The sequence below is a fragment of the Erythrobacter sp. genome (assembly GCF_035194505.1).
GTDB lineage: Bacteria > Pseudomonadota > Alphaproteobacteria > Sphingomonadales > Sphingomonadaceae > Erythrobacter.
This window is the reverse complement of record NZ_CP136573.1, coordinates 1795410-1820732: the sequence shown is the minus strand read 5'-3', so window position 1 is coordinate 1820732 and position 25323 is coordinate 1795410. Positions and strand designations below refer to the sequence as shown.

General features: G+C 63.4%; 21 protein-coding genes and 1 pseudogene. 9 read left to right on the top strand and 13 right to left on the bottom strand.

Features of this window, described 5'->3' with window-relative positions; genetic code table 11:
- Window positions 1-3: 3 nt before the first annotated feature.
- The gene (locus RSE14_RS09010; RefSeq protein ID WP_416379341.1) at window positions 4-1458 is read right to left on the bottom strand and encodes an NAD-dependent succinate-semialdehyde dehydrogenase; all 1455 of its coding nucleotides are present in this window, start codon (window positions 1456-1458) and stop codon (window positions 4-6) included.
- Window positions 1459-1581: 123 nt separating this feature from the next.
- On the opposite strand from RSE14_RS09010, the gene RSE14_RS09005 reads away from it, so the two are divergent.
- From RSE14_RS09005 to RSE14_RS08995, 3 genes are all read left to right on the top strand, one after another.
- Complete coding sequence (locus RSE14_RS09005; RefSeq protein WP_324072904.1) at window positions 1582-2532, top strand: alpha/beta hydrolase; 951 nt, start codon at window positions 1582-1584, stop codon at window positions 2530-2532.
- A 607-nt stretch (window positions 2533-3139) separates the two neighbouring features.
- A complete protein-coding gene (locus tag RSE14_RS09000) occupies window positions 3140-7588 on the top strand; it encodes an autotransporter domain-containing protein (RefSeq protein ID WP_324072901.1) in 4449 nt (1482 codons plus the stop codon).
- Window positions 7589-7692: 104 nt separating this feature from the next.
- Window positions 7693-8271, top strand: a complete 579-nt coding sequence (locus tag RSE14_RS08995) for a CC0125/CC1285 family lipoprotein (protein ID WP_324072899.1) — start codon at window positions 7693-7695, stop codon at window positions 8269-8271.
- Window positions 8272-8803: 532 nt separating this feature from the next.
- On the opposite strand, the gene RSE14_RS08990 is transcribed toward RSE14_RS08995, so the two are convergent.
- From RSE14_RS08990 to RSE14_RS08960, 7 genes and pseudogenes are all read right to left on the bottom strand, one after another.
- Window positions 8804-9004, bottom strand: coding sequence for a hypothetical protein (locus tag RSE14_RS08990; RefSeq protein WP_324072897.1), 201 nt, complete (start codon window positions 9002-9004; stop codon window positions 8804-8806).
- A 26-nt stretch (window positions 9005-9030) separates the two neighbouring features.
- Window positions 9031-9270, bottom strand: a pseudogene (locus RSE14_RS08985) (single-stranded DNA-binding protein); the annotation flags it as partial.
- A 20-nt stretch (window positions 9271-9290) separates the two neighbouring features.
- On the bottom strand, window positions 9291-10823 hold the full coding sequence (locus RSE14_RS08980; protein WP_324072895.1) for a DHA2 family efflux MFS transporter permease subunit: 1533 nt from the start codon (window positions 10821-10823) through the stop codon (window positions 9291-9293).
- Window positions 10824-10825: 2 nt separating this feature from the next.
- Complete coding sequence (locus tag RSE14_RS08975) at window positions 10826-11971, bottom strand: EmrA/EmrK family multidrug efflux transporter periplasmic adaptor subunit (RefSeq protein ID WP_324072893.1); 1146 nt, start codon at window positions 11969-11971, stop codon at window positions 10826-10828.
- Window positions 11968-13419 (bottom strand): efflux transporter outer membrane subunit, encoded by a 1452-nt coding sequence (locus RSE14_RS08970; RefSeq protein ID WP_324072890.1) that lies wholly within the window; start codon window positions 13417-13419, stop codon window positions 11968-11970. The genes RSE14_RS08975 and RSE14_RS08970 overlap by 4 nt, the downstream gene beginning before the upstream one ends.
- Complete coding sequence (locus tag RSE14_RS08965; protein WP_324072888.1) at window positions 13409-13822, bottom strand: hotdog fold thioesterase; 414 nt, start codon at window positions 13820-13822, stop codon at window positions 13409-13411. Before RSE14_RS08965 ends, RSE14_RS08970 begins: the two co-directional genes overlap by 11 nt.
- Window positions 13819-14703: an alpha/beta fold hydrolase gene (locus tag RSE14_RS08960; RefSeq protein WP_324072886.1), complete on the bottom strand. Its 885-nt coding sequence runs from the start codon at window positions 14701-14703 to the stop codon at window positions 13819-13821. Before RSE14_RS08960 ends, RSE14_RS08965 begins: the two co-directional genes overlap by 4 nt.
- Window positions 14704-14778: 75 nt before the next feature.
- Here RSE14_RS08960 and RSE14_RS08955 point away from each other — a divergent pair, with 75 nt between their 5' ends.
- Window positions 14779-15231 carry a MarR family winged helix-turn-helix transcriptional regulator gene (locus RSE14_RS08955; RefSeq protein WP_324072884.1) on the top strand — a complete coding sequence of 151 codons (453 nt, stop codon included), beginning with the start codon at window positions 14779-14781 and terminating at the stop codon, window positions 15229-15231.
- Between the two features lie 254 nt (window positions 15232-15485).
- Here RSE14_RS08955 and RSE14_RS08950 read toward each other — a convergent pair whose 3' ends face one another.
- The 4 genes from RSE14_RS08950 to RSE14_RS08935 are packed head-to-tail and all read right to left on the bottom strand — an operon-like array spanning window position 15486 to window position 18648.
- A complete protein-coding gene (locus RSE14_RS08950) occupies window positions 15486-15803 on the bottom strand; it encodes a type II toxin-antitoxin system RelB family anti-toxin transcriptional regulator (RefSeq protein ID WP_324076878.1) in 318 nt (105 codons plus the stop codon).
- On the bottom strand, window positions 15787-16209 hold the full coding sequence (locus tag RSE14_RS08945) for a type II toxin-antitoxin system RelE/ParE family toxin (RefSeq protein WP_324072883.1): 423 nt from the start codon (window positions 16207-16209) through the stop codon (window positions 15787-15789). The genes RSE14_RS08950 and RSE14_RS08945 overlap by 17 nt, the downstream gene beginning before the upstream one ends.
- Window positions 16178-17419, bottom strand: coding sequence for a tyrosine-type recombinase/integrase (locus RSE14_RS08940; RefSeq protein WP_324072881.1), 1242 nt, complete (start codon window positions 17417-17419; stop codon window positions 16178-16180). The genes RSE14_RS08945 and RSE14_RS08940 overlap by 32 nt, the downstream gene beginning before the upstream one ends.
- A complete protein-coding gene (locus RSE14_RS08935) occupies window positions 17416-18648 on the bottom strand; it encodes a tyrosine-type recombinase/integrase (protein ID WP_084758344.1) in 1233 nt (410 codons plus the stop codon). The genes RSE14_RS08940 and RSE14_RS08935 overlap by 4 nt, the downstream gene beginning before the upstream one ends.
- A 419-nt stretch (window positions 18649-19067) precedes the next feature.
- Between RSE14_RS08935 and RSE14_RS08930 the strand changes: the two genes are divergently transcribed.
- From RSE14_RS08930 to RSE14_RS08910, 5 genes are all read left to right on the top strand, one after another.
- Window positions 19068-19508, top strand: coding sequence for an RrF2 family transcriptional regulator (locus tag RSE14_RS08930; RefSeq protein ID WP_324072877.1), 441 nt, complete (start codon window positions 19068-19070; stop codon window positions 19506-19508).
- A 141-nt stretch (window positions 19509-19649) separates the two neighbouring features.
- Complete coding sequence (locus RSE14_RS08925) at window positions 19650-19817, top strand: YezD family protein (RefSeq protein WP_324072874.1); 168 nt, start codon at window positions 19650-19652, stop codon at window positions 19815-19817.
- Window positions 19818-19904: 87 nt separating this feature from the next.
- A complete protein-coding gene (locus RSE14_RS08920) occupies window positions 19905-22343 on the top strand; it encodes a TonB-dependent receptor (protein ID WP_324072873.1) in 2439 nt (812 codons plus the stop codon).
- Between the two features lie 29 nt (window positions 22344-22372).
- Window positions 22373-23146, top strand: coding sequence for a sulfite exporter TauE/SafE family protein (locus RSE14_RS08915; protein ID WP_324072871.1), 774 nt, complete (start codon window positions 22373-22375; stop codon window positions 23144-23146).
- Between the two features lie 27 nt (window positions 23147-23173).
- The gene (locus RSE14_RS08910; protein WP_324072869.1) at window positions 23174-23977 is read left to right on the top strand and encodes a lipid II flippase Amj family protein; all 804 of its coding nucleotides are present in this window, start codon (window positions 23174-23176) and stop codon (window positions 23975-23977) included.
- Here the strand turns inward: RSE14_RS08910 and chrA are convergent.
- Window positions 23974-25293: a chromate efflux transporter gene (gene chrA, locus RSE14_RS08905; RefSeq protein WP_324072866.1), complete on the bottom strand. Its 1320-nt coding sequence runs from the start codon at window positions 25291-25293 to the stop codon at window positions 23974-23976. The genes RSE14_RS08910 and chrA overlap by 4 nt on opposite strands.
- Window positions 25294-25323 lie beyond the last annotated feature (30 nt).

The following is a 25323-nucleotide window of genomic DNA, read 5'->3' as shown; positions in this document are numbered from 1 at the left end:
CCTTCAGGCCTGGTGGATTGCCTTGGTCACCATGTAGCTGTCGAGCCCTTCCGGTCCGCCTTCGCTGCCGAAGCCGGATTCCTTGACCCCGCCAAACGGCGCGTCCGCCACCGAGATGGCGAAGCTGTTGATCCCGACCATGCCCGCTTCGATCGCATCGCCGACCAGATTGGCGGTGCGCAGATCATTGGTGAAGGCGAAGGCGGCAAGGCCGAAGGGCAGACGATTGGCCTCCGCAATCGCCTCGTCCAGCGTGGCAAAGGGCCGGGTCACGGCGACGGGGCCGAAAGGCTCGGTGTTCATGATCGCCGCATCGTTCGGCACATCGGCGATGAGGGTCGGCTGGAAGAAGAAGCCTTCGCCATAGGCGCTGCCGCCTGCCAGCAGCCGCCCGCCTTGCGCGGTGGCATCACCGATCAGACCGGTGAGCGCCTCAGGACGGCGCGGATTGGCGAGCGGGCCCATCTGCACCCCGGCATCCAGCCCGTTGCCGACCTTCAAGGCTGCGGTCCGCTCGGCAAAACCCGCAAGGAAGGCTTCGTAAATCCCCTCCTGCACATAGAAGCGCGTCGGCGCGACGCAGACCTGCCCTGCATTGCGGAACTTCTGGTCCACCAGCATGTCGAGCACCTTGGCGAGATCGACATCATCGAACACCAGCACCGGCGCATGGCCGCCAAGTTCCATGGTGATCCGCTTCACCCCGTCCGCCGCCAGCCGCATCAGGTGCTTGCCGACTGCGGTCGATCCGGTGAAGCTGACCTTGCGGATCACCGGCGAGGCAATCAGCGTGCGGCTGATCGTGTCGGGTACGCCGTAGACCATCTGGGCGACATTGGCGGGAACGCCCGCATCGGCCAGACAGCGCATCATCGCCGAGGTCGAGGCGGGGCACTCCTCGGCAGGCTTGGCAATCACCGAGCACCCGGCGGCAAGCGCGGGCGCGAGTTTCTTGGCCAGCATGTAGACGGGGAAGTTCCACGGCGTGAACACCGCCACCGGCCCGACCGGCTGCTTGATCACCAGCGCGCGCTGGCCGGTGGGGCGCACCAGCACCCGACCATAGGCACGCCGCGCTTCCTCGGCGTAGAAATCGAAGAACGAGGCCGCCCCTATGATCTCGCCCAGCGCTTCGGGTTTGGGCTTGCCCTGTTCGGTGGTGAGCAGCACCGCGATCATCTCCGCCCGCTCGCGCAGCAGAGCGGCAGCCTTGCGCAGGATCGCAGCCCGCGTGTCGACATCGACCGCGCGCCAAGCCCGGAAGCCCTGCTCGGCTGCGGCCAGCGCTTCCTCGAGATCGGCGGGCGTCGCCACCGGCAGATCAGCGATGCCAGCGCCCGAGGCCGGATTGCGCACAACCAGAGTCTCGCGCCCCTCGCCGCTGCGCCAGCTGCCATTAATGAAGAGCGCAAGTTCGGAGGTGTATTGCTGGGTCATCGCCATTCTTTCTGCCTGCATCTTGCCCCCCTGCCTAGCCGATGCCCGCTGGCGGGAGACCTGTGCTTTTTGCAGGAGGCGCACCGCTTGCGCGCCCGGCGCCCGCGCGTCTACGATGGCGCAATCACGGGCGGGGGGGGATCGATGACGACCAGCAACACAGGTGATGGCCCGGCGCACAGTTCCGCCAACCCGCCGGCTATGGCGCCCGAACTTGCCGCACTCGACAAGCGGCTCGGCAAGCTGGTGGTGAACCGCTTTACCTACCGGCTCCTGCGTCTGCTCGGGCGCTATGTCCGTCCGCCCTTCGATCCTGCCGGGGTGAGCCTTGGCTGGGACATGGCGGGCGGCCAGCGCATGGCGATCATCACCCCGGACCAGCGCAAGGGCGATGGCGCGCTGATCCTGTTTCACGGCGGCGGCTTTTTGTTCGGACGGCCGGAAGATATCTTTCCCAAGGCTGCGCTGTTCGCCAAGGCGCTGGGCGTGCCGGTGATCTGCCCCGCCTACCGGCTGGCCCCGCAGGAGCCCTTTCCTGCCGCTCTGGATGATGGCCATGCCGCATGGCACCGCGTGCTTGCCCGGGCCGGAGAGCTGGGGATCAACTCTGCGAAGCTCGTGATCGGCGGCTTCAGCGCGGGCGGCGGGCTTGCCGCAAACCTCGTGCACCGCCTGCATGATGAAGGCGGCACGCAGCCTGCCGGGCAGCTACTGGTCTACCCCATGCTGGATGATCGCACCGCCGGACGGCGCGAGCTTGACGCGATCAATCACAGCATCTGGCGCAACACCAGCAACCGCTTTGCCTGGCCGGCCTATCTCGGTGCGGGCCGCGATGCTGCCGCAATGCCTTACGCCGTCGCGGCGCGGCGCACCGATCTTGCGGGCCTGCCGCCGACATGGATCGGGGTGGGCACCTGCGATCTCTTCCTCGACGAGGTGCGCGCCTATGCCCGCCGGCTGGAGGAGGCCGGGGTTGCGGTGTCCTATGACGAGGTGGCCGGCGCAATCCACGCCTTCGACATGGACGACAACCCGCTCGCCCACGCCTTCACCGCACTGCAGACGGAGTTCGTCCGGCGGCATGTGGGGTGACCTTGCCAGCACTCTGGCATCTGCGCCGGTTCTAGGCCGCCTTGCGCCGATATAGGCCTGCGCGGGCGGATTGCAGAAGGCAAAGCCATCGATCGGGCTTTGCGAGACCGTGCTGTTCGAGGTCATTGCCTGCGCTGTGCCGTCGGAGTTGTTGAAGCCGGTATAGCCGCCGCCGACCTGCAGTTAGATCGAACGCGGTCCCGCGGTGATCATTATGACATAGGCCTGCGCCGCCCGGTCAATCGAACCCGCGCATGTCTCGGGGTGGAAGGGGCTGCGTGCTTATGGCGCGATCGCCCCATGCTCGCTTTGCGCACCCTTCTCCGTAGAGCCGAATAAGCGGACGGACCTTCCAGCCACGAGTCCTTCATCCGCTGCGCGCTTTTGCTTATCCGATCGGGGCGCCAAGAAAATCGGACTAAAAAGCTCACAATTTCTTGTGAACGTTACCAATTAAAAGGCAAAAAATTACAAGTTCGTGCGAGCGATAATCAAAATCATACAAAAAATCGATCACCATTTAAAACTATGGAGAATTTATTTTCCATATTTGATCTGCCTCAAATAGCCAACCTTGAAGCTCATCCTATTGATCAATAGGTTCCAAATGGGATCAATGAAAAGTCTTCTTGATTTATCAATGAGACAAATATGGGAGCAAATCATGGGATTTTATTCAAAGCGCACCACACTTGTCTTGAGCGCATCCGTCGTGGCGATGGGGCTGGCCATGCCGGCGCTCGCGCAGCAGGTTTCGGACACGGTTCCGGGCGTGAGCTTGCCGAAGGTTGCGACCATTCCGGGAGCAACGCCGATCAATAGCGGTGTAACCAGCACCGGCACACCGGCCGCCACCGCCAATGTCGACAGTGTCGCGACCGGTACGATCGAACAGGTGGTCGCCGGCGAAGAGGGCGGCGCGACGTCGGATTCGGCTTCGCTGACCAATAATGGCAGCACCACCGTCACCGCCCGCGCGACCGCGACCAACACCGACGGGCAGGCGATCGCCAACGCCTCGATCACCGATGCGATCAACCAGAACATCGCCGGACCCTACACAAGCGTCTCGGCGGCCTTCGTCAACAGCGGTTCGCTGACGATAGGATCGGTGGCGAGCGCCACCGGCACCACCAGCCCGGGCGAAGGCGATGCCTTCGGGGCGCGGGCCTTCTCCTCGGCCATCGGCGGGGTGCACCAGGAAGCAGTGATCGAAGGCAACAAGACCGGCACCACCACCGTCACCCACACCAATAGCGGCACCTTCAACTTCACCTCCACCGCAACTGCGGCGGCGACGGATTCGGCCATCGCCACGTCGGAGATGGAAGAAGCCGTGTTCATGCGTGCGCAGGGCAACGGCAGCGGCAACGTGACGGCCACAACCACGTTGACCAACAACGGCACGATGCTGGCCGCATCGAGTGCGACGGCGACCTCGTCGGCGGGCGATGCTGCCGCGACCGCCGGGGCCGGGGGCGGCGAGCACGGGCTGATCCACATCCGCAGCGCCGTCAACGGCACGGGCGTGGACGTGGGCAGTGCCAGCCTCGTCAACAATGCCGGGCGCACCATCACCATCACCGGCTCCTCCAACGCCACCGGCTTCGGCACTGCGACGGCGACCACGCTGGGCGGCGACGGCTTCTCGAGCGAAGAGGACAGCAAGGGCTCGGTGATCCTCGTGCAGGCACAGGCCAGCGGCTCCGATGAAGGCACCGCCAACTCGACCATTACCAACGCCGGGACGATCACCGCGACCTTCACCTCGCGCGCGACCCAGACCGGCACGGTGTCGACCGGTGCCAACGCGACCACGATCTCGAACGGCACAATCCGCCAGATCGTCGAAGCCGGCGGGCCCGAAACCTTCGTCGGCCGGATCGGCACGGCGACGCTGACCAATGCGGCTGGCGGGACGATTTCGGTCCAGCTTTCGTCCATCGCCAACGGCGTCGGCCCTTCGGGCGCGACCTCGTCGCTCGGCGCGGCGGTGCTCCAGAACGGCGAGATCATCGGTGTCTCGAACGTCACATTCAACAATGCCGGAACCTTCACTGCAGGCTCGACCGCCACGGCGACCGGCTCGCAAGCCGGAGCCGATGCACTGGCCGAGGGCGTGCGGCAGGCGGGCATTTCCGTCGGCGGCTTCAACGCCTCCCTGTCGAACAGCGGCAGTTTCACCGTCGCGGCGACAGCCAATGCCACCTCGACCCCGGCCGGTTCGGCCCAGTCGATCGCTGATGCGACCGGCTATCGCATCATCAGCGAGCCGCTCACCCTCAATGTATCGAACAGCGGCACCTTCACCGTCAATTCCACCGCCACCAGCAACGGCACTGCCGAAGCGACCGCGCGGGGCATGGTGATCCTCGCCAACATCGATCCGACCACTCTGCCGCCCGAGGAAGGCGGTGGCGGCAATGGCAGCGGCGGCGGCAGCGGCGGCCATGGCGGCGGAGAGGGTGAGGCCCAGGCCCCGCTTGCCTTTGCCGACACCCCGCCGGCCGAGGAGGAACCCGAGGATCCGTGGGAAGGCTGGACCAACCGCATCAGCGGCTCCATCGCCAACAGCGGCACGTTGTCGGTCAACGCCACGGCGACCGGCGCTGCCGGCTCGGGCAACACCCAAGCCAGTGCCACCGGCGTGACCTTCGAATCCGCGGTCAACACCGCGACCTTCACCAACTCGGGCACGATCCGCGCCACCGCCATCACCAATGGTGGCAGCGCCGACGCGACCGGCATTCTGGTGCGGGACTTCGCCATCTCGCCGGTTGTTCCGGGATCGACCGACCGCATGACGATCGTCAACGCTGGCGGCACGATCATCGCCCGCACCAGCACCAATGGCGGCACCACCTTCCGGCGCGGCATGGCGATCAACACCCGCTTCGCGCCGAACCCGGTCGACATCCGGTTCACCGGTGCCAGCAGCGTCTATGGCAACATCCTGCTGAGCGATGCTGACACCGTGACGATTGCCAGCGGGGTCACCACGTTCGACGGGATCGTCAATCCCGCCGTGGCTGTGATGACAGGCGACATGGCGACCGGAAACGGCGTGATCCCGACCAACTTCGGTGCCTTCACGGTGGCGAACGGGGCGACGCTCTATCTGGTCGACAATGCGCTCGGCAATGCCAGCTATGACGGGGCGGCGCGGGTCAACGTGAACACCTTCACGCTGGCGAGCGGCAGCACCTTGCGGCTCCAGATGCCGAGCCTGCTGGTGGATTCGGCGCAGGCCTCCTACCCGCGGATCACCGCCAACACCGCGACGCTGACAGGTGCCAACCTGGTGCTGCAGCTGAACACCCCGAACGGGCTCTACGCCAACCAGTACACGTTCAACGACGTGATCGACGCGCAGACCCGCATCGGCCAGTTCGGCAGTGTCACCACCAATACGCGCTCGGTGCTGCTCACTCCGGTTGCGGTCTATGATGCCAATGCCAATGTCGACATCACGCTCACCCGCGTGGCGTTCGATGCGGTGGCTGGGCTCACGCCCAATCAGGCTGCGGTCGGGGGTGCGCTGCAGGCGGTCTACAGCCCGACCCAGGCCGCGGACTACGGCAAGCTGCTCGCCAACCTGTTCCTGATCAGTGACGCCGCCACCTATGGCGATGCCATGAACCAGCTGAGCGGCGCGCAATATGCCGGACATATGCAGGCGCTGCGCAACAACGCTCTGCAAGTGAGCACGCTGGTGGCCGACCAGGTCGACTGCGCGGTCAACTATGGCGGGATCAAGGAGTGCCAGGATAACGCCGGCGGCTTGAGGTTGTGGGCCTTGGGCGCGATCAACGATGCCCGCGTGCAGAGCGATGGCAACGGCATCGGGCACCGCAGCGACGGCGCGCATGCGCTGCTCGGGGTCGATTACACCGTCAGCAACTTCACCTTCGGTGCCTTCGGCGGTTACCGCGAGGTGCAGTCGGAGTTCGATCTCTACGGCGGCGAGGTGAATACCGACGGCTTCCAGATCGGCCTGCTGGCCGGTTACGACAGCGGTGATTTCTACCTGCGGGCCAACGCGAGCTACTCCAAGCTCAACGGTGACGCGACCCGTACCATCGGGGTGCTGACCACCGCCGGTACCATCACCAGCGAACCGGACTTCCGCGTAACCTCGTTCTACGCCGAGGCCGGTGGACGTTTGCCGGTGGGTCAGACCTGGGTGACCCCGTTCGTCGGCCTTGAATACACCAAGGTGAAGATGAACGCCTTCACCGAGACCGGCGTCAGCGGCGCCAACCTTGCCTTCGGCAACCAGAGCGAAAACGACACCGCGTTCCTTGCCGGGGTGAAGTGGGCCGGGAAGCTGGGGATCGTCGTGCCCGAGGCCAAGATCGCCTATCGCCACGATAGCAACGCCGCCTTCGGTACCGTGCAACGCTTCAGTGATGCACCGGGCAATGCGCTGTTCAGCACGGTCTCGCCGCAGTCGGACAAGGACACGGTGATGGCCGGCCTCAGCCTTGCAGCCTTGTTCAGCGAGAAGGTGACCGGGCGGATTGGCTATCAGGGCCGTTTCGGATCGGATCTCAAGGACAATGCCTTCTACGGCAGCCTGGTGATCAGCTTCGGCGGCGGAAAAGCTCCGCCGCCTCCGCCTCCTCCGTCGCCCCCGCCTCCGCCGCCCCCGCCGCCGCCTCCGCCGCCGCCGCCTCCGCCGCCGCCCGCGCCGCCAAAGGCGCCGTGCAACACCGGCCCGTACATCGTGTTCTTCGACTTCGATAAGTCGGATATCACAGCCGAAGCGGCGACCATCCTGAACAACGCGGTCACGGCCTATGGCAACTGCGGCAGTGCGCGGGTGATGCTGGCCGGTCACACTGACCGTGCGGGCAGCGTGACGTACAACGTCGCTCTCGCCGAACGTCGTAACGCATCGGTGCGCAGCTACCTGACCGGTCGCGGCATCCCCGATGGTGGCCTCAGCGGTGAAGCCTTCGGCGAATCGCAACCGCGCGTTCCGACTGCTGACGGTGTGCGTGAAGCGCAGAACCGCCGCGTCGAAGTGACCTACGGCCCGGGCTCGGGCATGTAAGTCACTCCCACCAGGAAATAAGGAGGGGCCGGAGCGATCCGGCCCCTGCCTATCCGGACTGCATTTCAGTCTGGCGTTTCTTGAGTTTTATCTGGGAGGTACCAATGGTTGGAGTGAAACGATTGGCCGGAGCCGCTGCTCTGGCATTGCTCGCCGTCGGATGTGCGGGCAAACCCACACCCTATCAGCCGATTTCCTCGTCAAGCCGGGTTGCAGGCGGATATTCGGAAACCCGGCTCGCCGCCGATCACTTCCGGGTGACTTTCATCGGCAACAGCTTCACGTCGCGCGAGCGGGTCGAGGCTTCGCTATTGTACCGCGCGGCCGAACTGACATTGGCTGAAGGTTACGACTGGTTCGTGATCGAAGATCGCGAGGTCGAGCATCAGGTCGAACGCGATTTGCGCCCCGATCCGCTTTACCGTCCCTGGTTCTACGACAACTACGGCTATTGGCGGCCCTATTGGCGTTACTTCGGCCCGCGCACGGGCTGGCGCACATGGGACCCCTATTTCGGCGACCCCTTCTGGGCTGACCGGATCGACACGCGGACCATTGAACGTTTCGAGGTCTCGGCCGAGATTCGGATGAACCGCGGCGCGCTGCAGCCGAGCAATCGCAAGACATTTGATGCGCGCGATGTGATCGCCCGGATCGGGCCACAGATTCGCGACCCTCGCTGAATATGCGTACACAGGGCTGGCAGGTCCGGCCCTGTGATATGCTATGGGGGATCAGGCACGCATGCCGCATCCGGATGGGCGGTTTTCTGCGGCTGTGGCGGAAGTGGAGCGGTAGCGGGAAGCCAAATTTTAGCTTAATTAATCGATATTAAAGGCAAAATTCTGACTATCAAATCTCTCTGGCCCCCAACCGGCACCCCAAATTTGCTGGATGCATGTGGAAAACTTGGGACAGTCCGGTTCGGATTCGAAGTTAGGAATCGTCAATCAGATTGGGATGACTGAGCTTTGCAGAGTTGTGTGGCTTTTTCAGACACATAGTGTCCAAATTATCGAATCCGATTGGCTAGTCGGATTTGATTGAGAAGCTGCCATATGCATTTTGCGCCTTTTTCATAAACAAATTCAAGGCAATAGAGCAGAGACTGGTCGCGTACGGTGTGCCTGAATTTGTTCCCAATTTGTGCGTGTTGTGTTCGAGATTTTGCAGTGCCTGCTTTTGATGGATATGGCCCACAATCCCGCAGGAAACCTAGCCGATCTGGCGCCTGAGGGAAAGCGAAAGCGTCGAGCGCAAATTGTGGATGTTCCACGCTACGGAAGCAAATAGCCATTTTGGAAGCTCGGCCTCGGGATGGCCCGAGGTCCCAATATCGCGGTCGGGAATTAACTTTGGAATGCCGAACGAGCACGCGCAAACCCCGCCCTGGCAGATGTCCAGAACGGGGTTCATTCAGGGTTTCGATGTGGGCAGCGCTGCTAATTCACGCGCCGCTTCTTGGGTTTGTCCTTGCTGGCTTCCTTGGCTTTGGCGAGGAAATCGACCTGCTCGGCGATGATCTCACAGCCATAACGAGTCTGGCCTTCACTGTCGGTCCAGCGGGAGTAGTGGATCCGACCGGTGACCATGACCATAGCGCCCTTGGTGACGTGCTCGGCGACGCATTTGCCAACGCCGTTGAAGCAAGTGATACGGTGCCATTCAGTCTCGGCTTGACGGGTACCCCAAGCGCCTGCGCTCAATGCCCTATCGGCATGCCGCCACTCCGCTTGGGGCGCGGCGAAAGCCAGATCAGGGCCGCGGCGATCAGCAGGATTGCCGAGGTCGTCCAGAATACATGGAGCACGGCGAGGGTGGTGGCTTCAAGCTCGGCCATATTGCCCAGCATTTGAAGCGCCGCTTCGGGTGAGAAGCCCAGTCCGGCAATCGCGCCGCCTTCAGCGTCCGGTTGCAGAACGCCCGCTATGTCGTTGCGCGCGGCGCGCTGGGTGTCGCCCCAGTAGGTCAGTGAAACCGAAGTGGCGAATGCCGTCGCAATCGTGCGCATGAAACTTTGCAAGCCTGCGGCAGACGCAACCTCATGCTCATCGACGGTATTGAGCGTAAGGTTGATGATCGGCAGCATGAACAATGTCATGCCAAGGCCTTGCAGGAATTGGGGCGCGCTAAGCGTCCAGAAATCGCTGTCGGTGGTCCAGAATGTCCGGGTCAACCCGATCAGTGCCAGCCAGACAATGCCCGCCGAAACCAGCAGACGGGGGTCGAACCGCGGCATTAGTATCACGACGATAGGAGCCGTCAGCAATCCGGCGATGGCGGTAAATGACGACGAATAGCCAGCTTGGGTCGCAGTGAAGCCAAGCCACGCCTGTTGCCATTGGGGGACAATGACAAAGCTGGCGAAATAGGCTCCAAAGCTGATGGCGAGGACAGCAAGAGCAACGCTTAGCCCCCGGTGCCGCAGAACACGCAGATCGACGACCGGATGGTCTTCGGTAAGTTCCCAGACGACGAAGATCAGGAATGCGATAGCCGACGTGATGGCGAGCACGACGATCAGCGGGTCGCCAAACCAATCGCGGTTGCGGCCAATATCGAGGATGATTTGCAGGCAACCGACCCAGACCACCAGCAGCACGAGGCCGATATAGTCGATCGGCAACACCTTGCGTTCGGTTTCGATCGGGCGAAGAAGGGCCGCACTGCCGAAAATGGCAAAAACAGCGACTGGCACGTTGATGAGAAATATCCAGTGCCATGACCAGTTGTCGGTCAGCCACCCCCCGATGATCGGGCCGAGTGCAGGCCCCAGCAACAAGGTCATCGCCCACATGCCCATGGCAATATTCTGCTGCTCGGGCGGGAACACGCGCAAAAGCAGGGTTTGCGACATGGGCATCAGAAAGGCCCCGAAAATGCCCTGTCCGATGCGGCACATAACGAGCATTTCGATTGAAACCGAAAGCCCGCAGAGCATCGAGAATAAGCCGAACCCCAACATGCTGAACAGGAAGGTGCGAACCGAGCCGAACCGGAACGCGATCCACGCCGTCAGCGGCACGCAGATCGCCTCGGCAATCGCATAGGAGGTGATGACCCACGCGCCTTGTTCGAGCGTGATGCCGAGGCTGCCTGCAATATGGGGGATCGAGACATTGGCAATCGTCAGGTCGAGGATCACCATGAAGTTTGCAAAGGCCAGGGTCAGGCCCGCGATCAGTCGCAGCGAGGGCGGGATGCCCGTCGAAGCCGTCGCGGTGCCATCGGCCATAGTCAGTCGCCCGACACGTCGATTTCGACTTCCATCGAAAGCCCGACCCGCAGCGGGTGGCGTTTCAGCTCGGCAGGATCGAGTTCGATCCGCACCGGCAGGCGCTGGACGACCTTGATCCAGTTGCCGGTTGCATTCTGGGCCGGGATCACGGCCATCGACGCGCCAGTCCCGCCCGAAAAACCGACCACCTTGCCGCGATAGGTCACGCTCGAACCATAGAGGTCAGCCGTCAGCTCGGCAGGCATGCCGATCCGCACCCGCCGCAACTGGTTTTCCTTGAAGTTGGCTTCGACATAGACATTGGCCAGCGGGACAACCGCCATGACAATTTGGCCGGGATTGAGCCGCTGCCCGATCTGGACCTGAAGCTTGCTGACGACACCGTCGATGGGCGCGCGGATTTCGGTGCGGTCGAGATCGAGCTGTGCCGCGTCGCGCCGCGCCATCGCGGCAAGTACGGCGGGATCGGTATTCTCGCTCAGCCCGCTTACCAGCGCGGTGTTCGCGGCAAGCTGGCCTTGTGCCGCGCGCCGCGACGAACTGGCCTCATCGATCGCGCCGCGCGCTGCATCGAGTGCAGCGAGGGTGGTGGCAAAAGCCTTGCGCGCTTGGGTGAGTTCCTCGCCCGAAACCGCCCCGCTAGCGGCGACGTTTTCTCGGCGTTGCAGGTCGATCCGGGCCTTGTCATGCTCGGCCTGCGCCGTGCGATAGCGTGCCTGGGCTTGGGTAAGGCCTGCGCCTGAGCTGTCCACCTGTGCCGCCAAGGCAGAATTGTTGGCGACCGTCTGGCGGAACCGCCGACGCGCTGCGGCCAAATCGGCTTCTGCCTGAGCCAGCGCAATCTTTGCGTCGGCCTGATCGAGCCGGACTAGCACGTCTCCCGCCTTGACCTGCTGGGTGTCGCGCACCAGCACTTCGGTTGCCGACCCCGCAACCAGCGGCGTGACCTGCGCTGTCTGCGCGTTGACATAGGCATTGTCCGTGCTCACGAAATTGCGGGCGACCAGCACATACCAGACCCCCCAGGCAAGTCCGATCATTGCGAGGATGACGGCAAGGCGCACAAGCCATCGCTTCCGCGCCGCCTTGCGCGATTGGGTGAGCGCCGGATCGACGGCGGGGGTTTCGGGCGAAGTGTCGGTCATGGGTTGGTCGGTTCCGGTGAAGGTTGAGCGTCGGCAACAAATCCGCCGCCGAGCGCGCGGATCAGGGCAAGCGTCGCGCCGCGCTCGAAGGTTTCCAGCCCGATCACGGCGAGCCGCAGTTCGTGAACACTCTTTTCGCTGGTCAGAACATCCAGCCGGCTGGCCAATCCTGCCGTGTAGCGATTGCGCACCAGAGTCAGCGCATCTTCGCTCGCGTTCAGGGCTGACCGGGCTGCCGCAAGGCGCTTATCCGCCGACTCGCGCTGCGTCACCGCGTCGGCGACTTGCTGGAACGCGGAAATGACCGTCTGGTTGTAGCTCGCAACAGCCTCATCATAGTCGGCACCGGCGCGGCCATATTGCGCCCGAAGCGCGCCGCCCTGAAAGATCGGCAGGCTGATCGCCGGGCCGACGGTCCCGAACTGCGAGCGGGACTCGATCAGGTTGCCGAGGCCAAGCGCCTGCAGGCCGATCAAGGCGCTCAGATTGACCGATGGAAAGAATCCGGCGCGCGCCACCTTGATGCGGCTAGCCGCAGCCTCGACCCGCTCGCGGGCAGCCACAATATCCGGACGCCTGCCCAGCAGGTCCGTTGTCAGCCCTGGCGGAAGGCTCAATGGGGTTGAAGGCGAAAGGGGCGGCCTGGTGACGGCAATGCCACGATCCGGCCCGGCTCCTACCAGTGCGGCCAACTGGTTTCGGCGCAGACCAATGCTTTCATCGACCGCAGCCAAATCCTGCTCGGCACCAGCCAGCTCTGCTTCGGCACGGCGCACACTTATCCGATTGTCGAGGCCGTTGCGCTCACGCTCGGCAACAAGGGCCAGCGTGGCGCGGCGATTGGCCAGCACGGCGTCGGCATTGTCGCGTTCGCGATAGTGCCTGCCGAGTTCGGCATAGGCAGCGGTGATCGCAATCGAGAGCACCAGCCGCGCCTGGGCGGCATCGACCACCGCTGCGCGCGCGTCAGAAGTCGCGGCGGCATGGGCGGCGCGGTTGCGGCCCCAAAGGTCAAGGTCGAAGCCGAATGATAGCGAAGCCTGGCCATAGTCCCGCCAGCTATCGGGGAGGAATTGCGCAGGAATGCCGGTGTTGCCGCTCTGGCGGCGCAATCCGCCTTCCGCCCCGCCCGTGACGGTCGGGAGCCGCGACGCGCCCACGCGCTGTGCCTCTGCTTCCGCGCGCCTGATCCTGGCCAGGGCAATCGCCACTTGCGGCGAGTTGGCGAGACCTTCCTCGATCAGCAAAGTCAGCTGCGGATCGCCCGCAAGCCGCCACCACTGGTCTGGCAACCAACCTGTATTGCCGCGAGGAGCGAGCGTCTGCGTAGCGTCGATGGTCTCGGCAGTCAGAATGGCGGGCCTGTCCCCGCGTTCCGGGATTGATGCGCACGCCGACAGCGCAAGCGCCGCGCCAACAACCGGGAATAGCCTCAGGTCAGCTAACATAGGCCCCCCTGCCACTCGCGAGCAGTCGCTGCGCAGAATCCTCGATTCTGGTTTCCGCGACGCTCAACTGCTTGCCCAGTTTGACCACACTGCCAATCGCGCGCAACGGCCCGGAGGTTGCAGGACGGTGAAAATCGACGCGAAGGTCGGCGGTCGCCCGCGCGGTGCCGCCCAGCGCGTTGACGGTGTAAAGTCCGGTCAGGTCGATCAATGCCGACAAGATGCCGCCATGCGCCGACCCGATCATCGGGTTGGAGACGATCTCGTCCCGCCACGGCATTTCGAGGATCAGTTTGCGCTCGGTCAGATCGACAATATCGAGGCCGAGCCAGCGGTGAAACGGCGCGATGTGGAGCATCTTGCGCAGTTCAGCGAGTTCGGGCCGTTCGGTGCCGCTGCTCATCGTGCGTCGCTCGCGGCACGAGTGCGGACCAGGAAATCGACGATCGCGGTTCCGAAGACGTCGTTCTGGTCGCCGACCACCATGTGCGTGGCATCGGCAATGTCGCTGTAGGCCGCATGCGGGACCAGGTTGCGGAAATGCGCCACGGCTTCCGGCGAGACGAGATCGCTCGAACCGCCCCTGACCAGATGCACCGGCAGCGAGAGGTTCATCGCGGCTTTGCTGAGTTCGCTCCGCCCGTGATCGCCCAGATCGCCGTTCTGCGCGTGGCGACGCATGATTCCGTCGATAAAGGCCGGATCCCAGTGCCAGTAATAGCGCCCGTCGGGCTTTTGGCGGAGGTAGTGGGCAAGGCCCGCCGATGCCTTGCGGCTTGGGCGATGCGGCAAATATTCGGAAATGATGCGCGCGGCTTCGTCCGGGGAGGCAAAGCCCTCGCGCGCATGGGCGGCCATGAAGCCGACAACCCGGGCAACGCCGGTTGCTTCCATCTGCGGGGTAATGTCGACGAGCGTAAGCGAGGCAAATCCGCCCGGCGCAAGCTGCCCTTCGGAGACAATCCCGGCGAGACCGCCCAGCGACGCGCCGATCAGCGCGGGCTTGCGGTCCAGCCCGGCGGCTATGGCGACAAGGTCGCTGGCGAAGTCGGCAATGTCATAGGCCCCGTCGCTGGCCCAATCGCTGTCGCCATGTCCGCGCAGATCGATGGCGATGGCGCGGAAGCCATGACCGGCGAGCAGGGTCGAAATCTTCTTCCAGGCCCGCCGGGTCTGCCCGCCGCCGTGCGCGAGAATGACCGGCATTCCATCGCCTGCGCCTTCGATGGTGGCGGCAATGGCATGGCCGGACTGTCCGGCCAGCTTGATAGACTCAATGCACATTCAGTCTTCTTACTGTAAGATGTCTTACAGTAAAGTCTTTTCAATCGACCGATCGGCGACTATGGCACTTGCCCTATGCCAATGGAAATCGACCAAGACAGCTACGTCACTGAAACCGACGAGATCGTTTTTCTCGTCGAGGAAGTCCCGCGCAAGCTGCGCAAGCTGTTCGATGCATCAACCGCCAAATTCGGCCTTTCCCGCACCCAATGGCGCGCGCTTGCCTACATCTTTCGCTCGCCGGGACTGACCCAGACCGAACTCGCCAAATGCCTCGAACTTGAACGCGCCAGCGTCGGGCATGTGATAGATCAGTTGGAAAAGGCCGAGTATGTCGAGCGGCGCTCGGTCGAGGGCAACCGCCGCGTCTGGACACTACATCTGCTGCCACGGGCAATCGAGATTTTGCCCTCGTTGCGGTCGGAGGCAGATGCCATCTACGCCCGTTTGCTGTCGGGAATTTCCAAAGCCGAGTTTGCCGCAGTCAAGACGTTGCTTGCAACGATGTCGAGGAATCTTGAGGATTAACTGAGGCGCGCCCTGGGCGATTTGGGAAGCGCACTGCGCGGTTGCGCATCCAGCCTGATTTCGGTCGGCGCAACTATGCAGCGTGGCTCGCGATCTGAACTGCTCGTGCAATCCGAAGGACGTGTTCGGACGCGGAGCTTGAAGGCAGTACGCGATTCAGCCGCGAATCTAACTAACCACCCAGTGCTCCGACTGGCTGCTTTTCGCTTAGCTCATATTGCTTTCTGCCGTTCCAGATTGTCCGACGAAGCTGCCTAAGAGATAGCGTCCAATCCCTTGCGCTGAACAATCGAAAGCAACCTCAACGCTGGGCCTCCAGGCCGCTTCTTCCCCCGTTCCCAATCGGACACGAGGTTCTTCGACACATTGAGATAGCGCGCGAACACCGGCTGCGAAACGTGCTCAGCCTCACGGATCGCCTTGATTTCATCGGGTTGCAGCGGTGTCGCCGGAACAAGGCACGCTTCATCAAATTCGCGCAGCGTGCGCTTGTCGATCGCACCACCTACGTGGAGCCCTTCGATCATCTCGTGGACGGCGGCGAGCGCCTCGCTCTTATAGGTCCTGGGCATCGTCATTCACCTCGAACAGTCTTTCTTCGCGTACTTCGGCATCGATTTGCGCCTGCGTTAGCGCGAGCACGATCTTCGCGGCCTTCTTGTAAACCTTCAGCTCGTTCGCGCTGAGGTTGGCCTTGTCGCTCTTGGCAAAGCCAAAGGCGAATATGGCCCGCTCCTCGTGGCGGAAGAAGACCAGCGTGCGGTATCCGCCGGACTTGCCTCCGCCTTCACGCGCGACGCGCTGCTTGATCAGGCCGCCGCCAAGATCGGCATCGATCAGGCCGCGATTGGCCTGCTCGGTGGCCGCAACAAGTGTCGCATCGCTGATCCCTTCCCGGCTTGCGAACTTCGCGAACCAGCGGTTCTTGTAGATTCGGGTTCGCGGCTTACCGGTCTTGATTCGCCACTCCGATATCACACATAGTATTATGATTCAATGAACGATCCTCGCCCATCGCTTCAGCGATCAGAGCACCGATCCGTTCAGCCGCTTCCAATACTGGCCCGTCGTCGAGGTGTGCGTAGCGCGACGTGGTTTGCAGCCGGGAGTGGCCCAGTAGCTTGCCGATCATCGGCAGGGTTTCGGATCGCGCTGCGGCATGGCTGGCAAAGCTGTGGCGAAGATCGTGCAAGCGTACGCCCGGCAAATTGGCTTCGGCCCTCACCTCCGCCCAGAATCCGTGCATTTCCGCAACAGGCCGCCGAGTCTGCTTGTTCCAGAACACCCGGTCTGAACTGCCGCGCCGTTCGAGTGATGCAAGCAGCATCTGCGCCTCATCGCCCAGCCAGACGGTGCGCGGACCGGTCTTGCTGTCGTGCAGGAGCAGCCGCCCGCCCCTCACCTCGCTCCAGGTCAGGTCCTTGATCTCTGAGACACGGCATCCAGTCAGCAGAAGCAGATGGACGATTGTGCTATGGAGCGGGTGGGTACGAAGCCTGCGCCGCAGGACTTCGCCCAGACGGGCGATTTCCTGATTGGACAGGAAGCGCTCGCATTTGCGGCGCTTGTTTGGCCGAATGTAAGTGCACGGATTGCTGCCTTCGGGGCGCATCCCCCAGCGCTCGGCATGGTTGAACATCGATCGCAGGATCTCGAAACAGCGATTGCCCGATCCCGGCCCGCCGTTGACCGAGACCTTGTTGAACCAGTTCAGCACGTGCGACTGCTCGATTTCGTCGATAAACATGCCGGAAAAGGCATGGTCGAGATGAAGCCGGCGATAGCAATCGTGGGTGTAGCACGTGCTCGGCTTCCACTTGGCCGCAGCCTGCTTCCAGTAGATCGCCAGGAAGTCGTCATAGGTCGGGACCTTGCGAACCTCCTTGCGCCTGGTCGCCGGGTCCTCCCCGACCTGTGCGCGCAGCAAAATGCGCCGCGCGCAATTGAGCGCCTGGCTCTTGCTGAGGACATTGGCATTGCCCAGCGTGATCGTCCGCGTCACGCCGTTCATCCGCGACTGGACGATGTAGGTGCTGCGCCCCGAGCCATAATAGCGGATGCCAAAGCCCGGCAGCTTCTCCGACCATTCCACCCGGCGTGCTTTGCCGGTCGGGCGTCTGCCCGGATCGAAGCGGCGCAGGGTCGCGAGCTCATCCGCAATGATGCGAGCGAGGGAGACCCGGGTCATGCCGCGAGCCCCAAGTGCCGGGCGAGCGAACCCGAGATGCGTTTGGCGGCGTCGGCAATCGCTTCGTCCGCGAGGTGCGCATAGCGCTCGGTGGTTTCGGCAAGTGCGTGGCCGAGGAGCTTGCCGATCACGACAAGCGAAATCCCATCGGCAATGGCGATCGATGCGAAGCTGTGGCGCAGGTCGTGAAGCCGGACATCGGGCAAGGCCGCGTGCCGTCTGATTTCATGCCAGATCGGGCTTAGCGCGATCGGCTTGTCCCCGCGCAGCGAGGAAAAGACCAATCCGGTATCCGCCTTGTTCGGCATGGCATCGAGAACCGCCTGCGCTTGCCGGTTGAGATAGACGATCTTTGCACCGGTCTTGCTGTCGGGCAGCATGAGGCGCGGCGGCTGCACCCATTCCCAGCGAAGCCCAACCACTTCGCCGTGGCGCGCGCCGGTGTAGATCAGCAGGCGGATCGCCTGGACCGCGATCGGGTTGCTTTCCTCGAAGTTGCGCAAGCTCCCAGCGAGCCGATTGAACTCGCGGGCGCTCAGAAATCTATCGACTAGCTTGCGCTTGTACCGCGGCGTTCCCCGGCACGGGTTCGAGCCGCGCGGGCGCATGCCCAATTGCTCGGCATAGCCCATCATCACCGACATGATCGGGATCGTCCGGTTGAACGCGCCCGAGCGATCTGCCCAGCTATCGCGCCAGCGCAGCACATCGGCCTTGCGGATCGCATCGACCCGCAGGTGGCCGAAGATGTCGGTCAGGTCCTTGAAGATGCGGGCGCGATTGCCCTTGCGGGTCGAGGGCTTCCAATGCCGCGAATAGTCCGCCCAGAAGCGCAGCGCGAAATCACGAAACAGCGTCGCACCTGGATTATCCCGCCTCGCCTTCTGCGACACCGGCAGCCCATCGAGCATGACCTTGGCAAGCTGTGCGCGCGCCAGAGTGCGCGCCTCCTCCGCGCGAACCTCCGGCGGGCGGCCGAGCGTGATCCGCATCTGTTTGCCGCGCTGGCGAAACTGGACGAACCAGCTGCGCGATCCGCCGGCAAAGACCCTCAGGCCGAAGCCCGGCAGCTCGGTGTCCCACCAGAAGAACTCTCTGCCCCTGATCTTGCGCCGGGCGATGTTGCCGTCGAGCCTGACTTTCTCGCTGGTTCGATTGCTTTGGTAGTGCCGAGTCGTCTTGAGAATTTCGACCGGATTTGGCGTTACCACAGGGCCATTCGTTGACATCGATCTTGCTCCTTCATAGAAGGAACTAATTCACGGCAATCCAATGGTTTATTTTCTATTGCTGCGACAAGGTCGCGTACGGTGTGCCTATGTTTCGGGCTTTTCAGCTAGAGCCCAGCCCCCAACTCGACCAGGAAATCGAAGTTTGAAAACGTTGACCCTGAGATCGCCCCGCGCAGGGGACCAGCGGGTCTCAATTGCCGGTTCTGGGACATTGCGGTCAGTCCGAACGCTATGCCGAATGACTGATATTGCCAAAAGTGGATACTACCATGCGCAGGAGCGCAGACGGCTGCTGTTCGGGGTTGGCTTTCTGGAATCCGGGAGTCCGTAATCGGAACCAAAGCCGCCATCTAGTTCAACACCTGAATGCCAGATGGCTTGACCTCATTGCCTACCTGGCAGATAGACAATTCGCCATGCTGTCCCAGAAGACCCGCTACGCGATCAGAGCGATGCAGCACCTCGCCGATCATTATGGCGAAGGTCCGGTGCAGCTGGCGGCGATTGCCGAGGCGCAGAACATCCCGGCCAAGTTCCTGACCGTCATCCTGTCCGAGCTTACCCGCGCAGGGCTTGTCGAATCCCAGCGCGGGCGTGACGGGGGTTACTGGCTTGCGATCCCGCCGATCGACATCACCTATGGCGATCTCATCCGCCACATGCGCGGTTCCCTGGCGCTGGTGCCGTGCGCCAGCCGCTATGCACACGAGACGTGCAAGAACTGCCTCGATGAAGGCGAGTGCAGGACGCGCGCGCTGTTGCTCGACGTGCGCGACCGGACGGCGCAGATCCTCGATGGCATCCGACTGTCCGATCCGATCGCTCCGGTGCCGGCGTTTACCGCCGAGGACTTCTGACGGCCTCCGCCTCGACTCGGCGCACAAACCTAACCTTTCATCGGTGCACAGAAAATCTGTCTGCCTTGCCTATTGTCAATCAAATCGCTTGAGATTAGTTTCTTCGTTGCGGACCGAATCCGTGTAACGAAAGGCCCATTCATGGACCGTAACGAGCAACAATCTGGCGCAGGCGGGATTCTGCCTGACGCTCTGGCGCTGGTCAGCGAGGCGCTTGGCCGCCTGCGCTACGGCGCGATCCAGCTGACCGTGCACGACGGCAAGGTCATGCAGATCGACGTGACCGAAAGGAAGCGGCTGACCGATTGATCGGCACCGTGATCCAGCATCACCACACATCAACAGGGACTGGCAGACCGGACCACCGGATGCATGCCCGCTTGCAAAGGCGAGACCATGTATTCGATTTCCATCCGCAGCGCCCTGCTGCTCGGCGCAGGGCTGACCGCTCTGCTTTCCACCCCCGCCCATGCGCAGGACGAGATACCTGCCGACCCGACCCCCACCGTCGAGGAAGAGCAGGACAGCAATGACATCATCGTCACCGCCCGCCGCCGCTCCGAAAGCGCGCAGGACATTCCTCTAGCGGTGTCGGTGCTGGGGGCTCAGCAGCTGGACGAGACCGGGGCGTTCAACGTGAACCGCCTCCAGCAGCTCGCACCGACCTTGCAGTTCTATTCCTCCAACCCGCGCAACACCGCGGTCAACATCCGCGGCCTTGGCGTGCCCTTCGGGCTCACCAGTGACGGGTTCGAGCAGGGTGTCGGCATCTATGTGGACGATGTCTATTACTCGCGAGTCGCCTCGGCCACGTTCGATTTCCTCGATGTGGCGCAGATCGAAGTGCTGCGCGGGCCGCAGGGGACGCTCTACGGCAAGAATACCACCGCAGGCGCGATCAACATCCAGACCAACCAGCCGACCTTCGACTTCGAGGGCCGCGCCGAGGTGAGTGTCGGCAACTACAACTTCCAGCAGGCGCGGCTTGCCGTCTCCGGGCCGCTGTCGGAGACGGTTGCGGCGCGGGTCGCGTTCTCGGGAACCAGCCGCAACGGCACGATCCGCAATGTCACCACTGGCGAGAACATCCAGAGCCTCGACAATATCGGCCTTCGCGCCCAGCTTTTGTGGGAGCCGACGAGCGATCTCAAGATCAAGCTGGTGGGCGATTACAACAAGCAGGATGCGGTGTGCTGCGGTTCGGTGTTCGTGCGCACCGGCGCGACCCAGCGGCCATTGAACCGCCAGTTTGCCGCGCTGGCCGCAGCGCAGAACTACGCGCCGCCGTCCACCAATCCGTTTGACCGGCTGACCGATCTCGACAGCAATCTCAACGCGGGCAACGTCATCGCCGGCGCGGCGCTGAAGATCACGTGGGACGTGGGACCGGGCACCTTCACCTCGGTCAGCGCCTGGCGATACTGGGACTGGAAGCCGGAAAACGACCGCGACTTTACCGGACTTTCGATCGTCGCCCTGTCGCAGAACCCCTCGCAACAGGATCAGTTCACGCAGGAAGTCCGCTACGCCTATACCGGCGACACGTTCGACTTCGTGCTCGGGGCCTTCGCTTTCAACCAGCGGATTGACACGCAGGGGACCGAACAGCACGGCATCAATTCCAGCCGCTGGACGATTGCCCCCAATAACGTGCTGTCGAACGATCCGAGCGTTCTGAACGGCCTCACCGCGCGCAACACGCAGTTTCTCAAGAGCACCAGCGCGGCGTTGTTCGGGCAGCTGAGCTGGAAGGTGACCGATGCCTTCACCATCCAGCCGGGCGCGCGTCTGAACTATGACAAGAAGTCGGGCTTCTACCAGCGCCGGGTGTTCACCGGCACCGGCGTGGAGCTGACCGGCGCGGAAACCGATGCACGTTCCCGTGCACAGCTGGGGGTGTTCACGCCCCAGACCAGCGCGCCTGCGGATACCGACTGGAACCTCACCTACGATCTGACGCTCAGCTATGAAGTCGTCCCCGATGTGCTGGCCTATGGCACCTATGCCAAGAGCTTCAAGACCATCGGGATCAACCAGAACGGGTTGCCGACCGACGCCAATGGCCAGCCGATCGCAGCAGCAGGCACGATCCGGCCTGAACAGGTCGATCACTTCGAGATCGGCCTCAAGAGCCAATTCTGGAACCGCAAGGCGACGCTCAATCTCGCCGCCTTCCGCACCGACATCCGCGATTATCAGGCAACCGTGAACAACGGCCAGTTCGGCGTGCTGCGCGGGTTTCTTGCCAATGCGGGCAAGGTGCGATCACAGGGGATCGAAGCCGATTTCAGCATCCGCCCGAGCCAGCGCCTCAATGCCTATGCGAACGCGGCCTATACCGACGCCAAGTATGTGCGCTTTGTCGATGCGCCCTGCCCGCCCGAATTGTCGGGCGGCACAACCGCCGCGCCGGGGCAAACGCCGTCCGCTCCCGGCACACCCGGCGGCATCAGTCCGCCCAATTGCGACATTTCCGGCCAGCGCCTGCCGGGCGTGTCGAAATGGGCTTTCTCTTTCGGGGCGGAGGCAAATGAGCCCGCTACCTTCCTCGGCAAGCCGGGCGAGGTCTATCTCGGCTATGACGGATCTTACCGCTCGAGCTTCTCTTCCAACCCCTCGCCTTCGATCTACACCTTGGTCGATGGCTACAGTCTGTCCAATTTCCGCCTCGGTTTCCGTGCAGATGACGGACTGAATCTGTTTGCCTGGGTGAGGAACGCGTTTGACGAGGATTATTTCGAACAGCTCTTCGTCGGTCCGGGCAACACCGGGCTGATCGCTGGGCTTCCCGGAGATCCACGCACCTGGGGCGCGACAGCCTCGATCACCTTCTAGCCCTGCCAGCACGCAAAGAGGACCACCTCATGCCTGATTTTCTCCCCCTCCTGATCGAAATCGCGCCCTTCATCGCCATCGGCATGGCGGCGCAGATGATCGACGGGGCGCTGGGCATGGCCTTCGGGGTCATCACCCAGACCCTGCTGGTGAGCGCGCTCGGCGTGCCGCCAGCGACCGCCTCGGCGAGCGTGCACCTTGTGGAGCTGTTCACCACCGGTGCCTCGGGCGCGAGCCATATCTGGCACCGCAATGTCGATTGGGGGCTGTTCAAGCGGCTGGTCCCCTTCGGCGTGCTGGGCGGGGTGACGGGCGCTTATCTGCTGTCGAGCATCGATGCTTCGGCGGCGCGGCCTTTCGTGATGCTCTACCTGACGGGTATCGGCTTCTATCTGCTGTGGCGCGGCATCCGGCTGTCGACGCCCAAGTTCGAGGACCCGCGCTACACTCGCCCGCTGGCGGCGGCAGGCGGTTTTCTCGACGCGGCGGGCGGGGGCGGCTGGGGGCCCGTGGTGACATCGAACCTGCTGGTGCAGGGCGGCGATCCGCGCAAGGTTATCGGGACAGTCAATTCGGCCGAGTTCCTGCTGACCCTGTCCATCTCGATCGCCTTCATTGCCACGCTCGGCTTTGCCGCCTTCACGCTGATCACCGTGGGGCTCATCATCGGCGGGGTGATCGCCGCGCCGTTCGGGGCGCTGCTGGCCAGCCGTGTCCAGCCGCGCGTCCTTTTGCTGGTAGTTGCCGTGGTGCTGATCGTCACCAGCAGCTACAGCATCTACAAGGCGTGGCTCGCAGTCTAGCGCCCAACACCGAAACAAGGCCAGTCCGTGGATACCGAACTACTATTGATCTGCGCGCTGACCGTGGTGATCAACCTGATCGGCGCGCTCGCCTATGCGGCACGGATTGCCGGGGTGCGCACCGGGCGGATCGCGCTTAGCTTTGCGCTGTTCAACATCCTGCTGTTGGTCTCGCGCACCTCGAACGGGTTCCTCGGGCCTTTCCTAGCCAAGCGGATCGAGACCGCGCTGGCGAGCGGCGGGGCCGAGGCGCTGCTGTGGGATCTCAGGCTGGTGCTGTTCTCGGCCGCGGCGGCGGTCGCGCTCGGTATCGTGCTGGTGCCGACCGGCCAGCGGCTGTTTGCTGCCGCGATCACCTTCTTTCAGGCGCGGCGCTCGACCACCCGGCTGATCCTTGCCAGCATGACCCCGGCGGGCCTTGCTACGCTGCGCGATTCCATCGCCATTCCCTCGGGCGAGACGTTGCGGTCGCTGTCCAAGCCGCGCGGGGTGAGCTGGACTGTGCTCGCCGCCAACGCTGCGGCGCAGGGGCTACTGGCGGTGGGGGTGCTGGCCTCGCTCTATGCGGGCTTTCTCGTCCCTGAATTTCGCGTCACCGCCTCGCAGATGACCGCGATCGTCAACGGCTTTGCCACGATATTGCTGTTCGCGCTGATCGACCCGCAGATCTCGGCGCTGACCGACGACGTGGTCGATGGCAGCGTGAGCGAAGCGACCTTCCGGCGGGCGATGATCTGGGTGTCATTGAGCCGCCTTGTCGGCACGCTGATGGCGCAGGCGTTGCTGGTGCCTGCTGCCGTGGTCATCGCGTGGACGGCCGGGTGGCTCTAAACCAGGTGACCTAACGCCAGCCCCCCGGCGGCGCAGACGCCAAGTATGCGCAGCACCGACCAATTGAGCCCGAAGGCCATGATGCCGGCTAACACGGCGAGCGCAGCCGCGCGCCAGTCAAAACTCGTCCAATCGGGCACGTGTAGTCGCAGCGGGCCAAATCGCGTCTCGCCCACCGTTGCAAACAGCACGTGCAGGGCAAACCATGCGGTCAGGTTGCCAATGACGCCAACCACTGCTGCCGTGACGGCGGCCAGCCCGCCCTTGATCCGCACCGCATTGCCCAACCGATCGATCCACGGCGCGAATGCGAAGATCCACATAAAGCACGGTGCGAAGGTGACCCAGGTGGTGATGGCAGCGCCCAGCACGCCGGCCACCAGCGGCGAGAACGGCTCGGGTGCGCGGAACGCAGCAAGGTAGCCGACGAATTGCGTGACGAGGATCAGCGGTCCCGGCGTCGTCTCGGCGAGCCCCAGCCCGTCGGCCATCTCCCCCGCTCGCAACCAGCCGAAGCCCTGCACCGCCTCCTGCGCCATGTAGGCAAGCACGGCATAGGCGCCGCCGAAGGTGACGATTGCGAGCTGCGAGAAAAACGCGCCGATCTGCCACAGCACATGGCCTTGCCCCAGCGTCAGTGCGATCAGTGCCATCGGAGCAGCCCAGACGGCACCCCACAGAATGATTGCGCTGATCGTGCTGCGCCATGGACGGGCAGGCAGGTCGGGGCTTCCCTTGCCTTGCTTGAGCGCAAGCCATTCGGGCCGCGTCGCTGCCACCGCCATGCCGATCGCCCCTGCCCCCAGCACAATCAGCGGAAAGGGCAAGTCGAGCAGGAACAGCCCGATGAAAGCCGCCACCGCCAGCGCGCGCTTTACGCCTGTATCGAGTGCGCGTCCGGCGATCCGCAACAATGCCTGCACGACAATCGCCAGCACCGCGGCCTTCACGCCGAGAAAGAGGGCAGCGACCCAGCCGAGGTTGGCGGCGATGGCATAGAGCATTGACAGGGCAAGGATGATCGCCGCCCCCGGGATGACGAACAGCAGCCCCGCTGCCAGACCGCCGCGCCAGCCATGCAACCGCCAGCCGATCCACGTCGCAAGTTGCTGGGCTTCCGGGCCGGGCAGAAGGTGGCAGAAATTGAGCGCGTGGAGAAAATCGTCCTCGCCGATCCAGGCGCGCTCCTCAACCAGCTCGCGGTGCATCAGCGCGATCTGTCCGGCCGGACCGCCGAAACTCAGCAGACCGATGCGGGAAAACGCCCGCAGCAGATCGGTGAAGCGGATATTCGGGACGATGTCAGGGTGGGGCACGACTACCTCGCAAAAAGCAGCCTGCCGAAC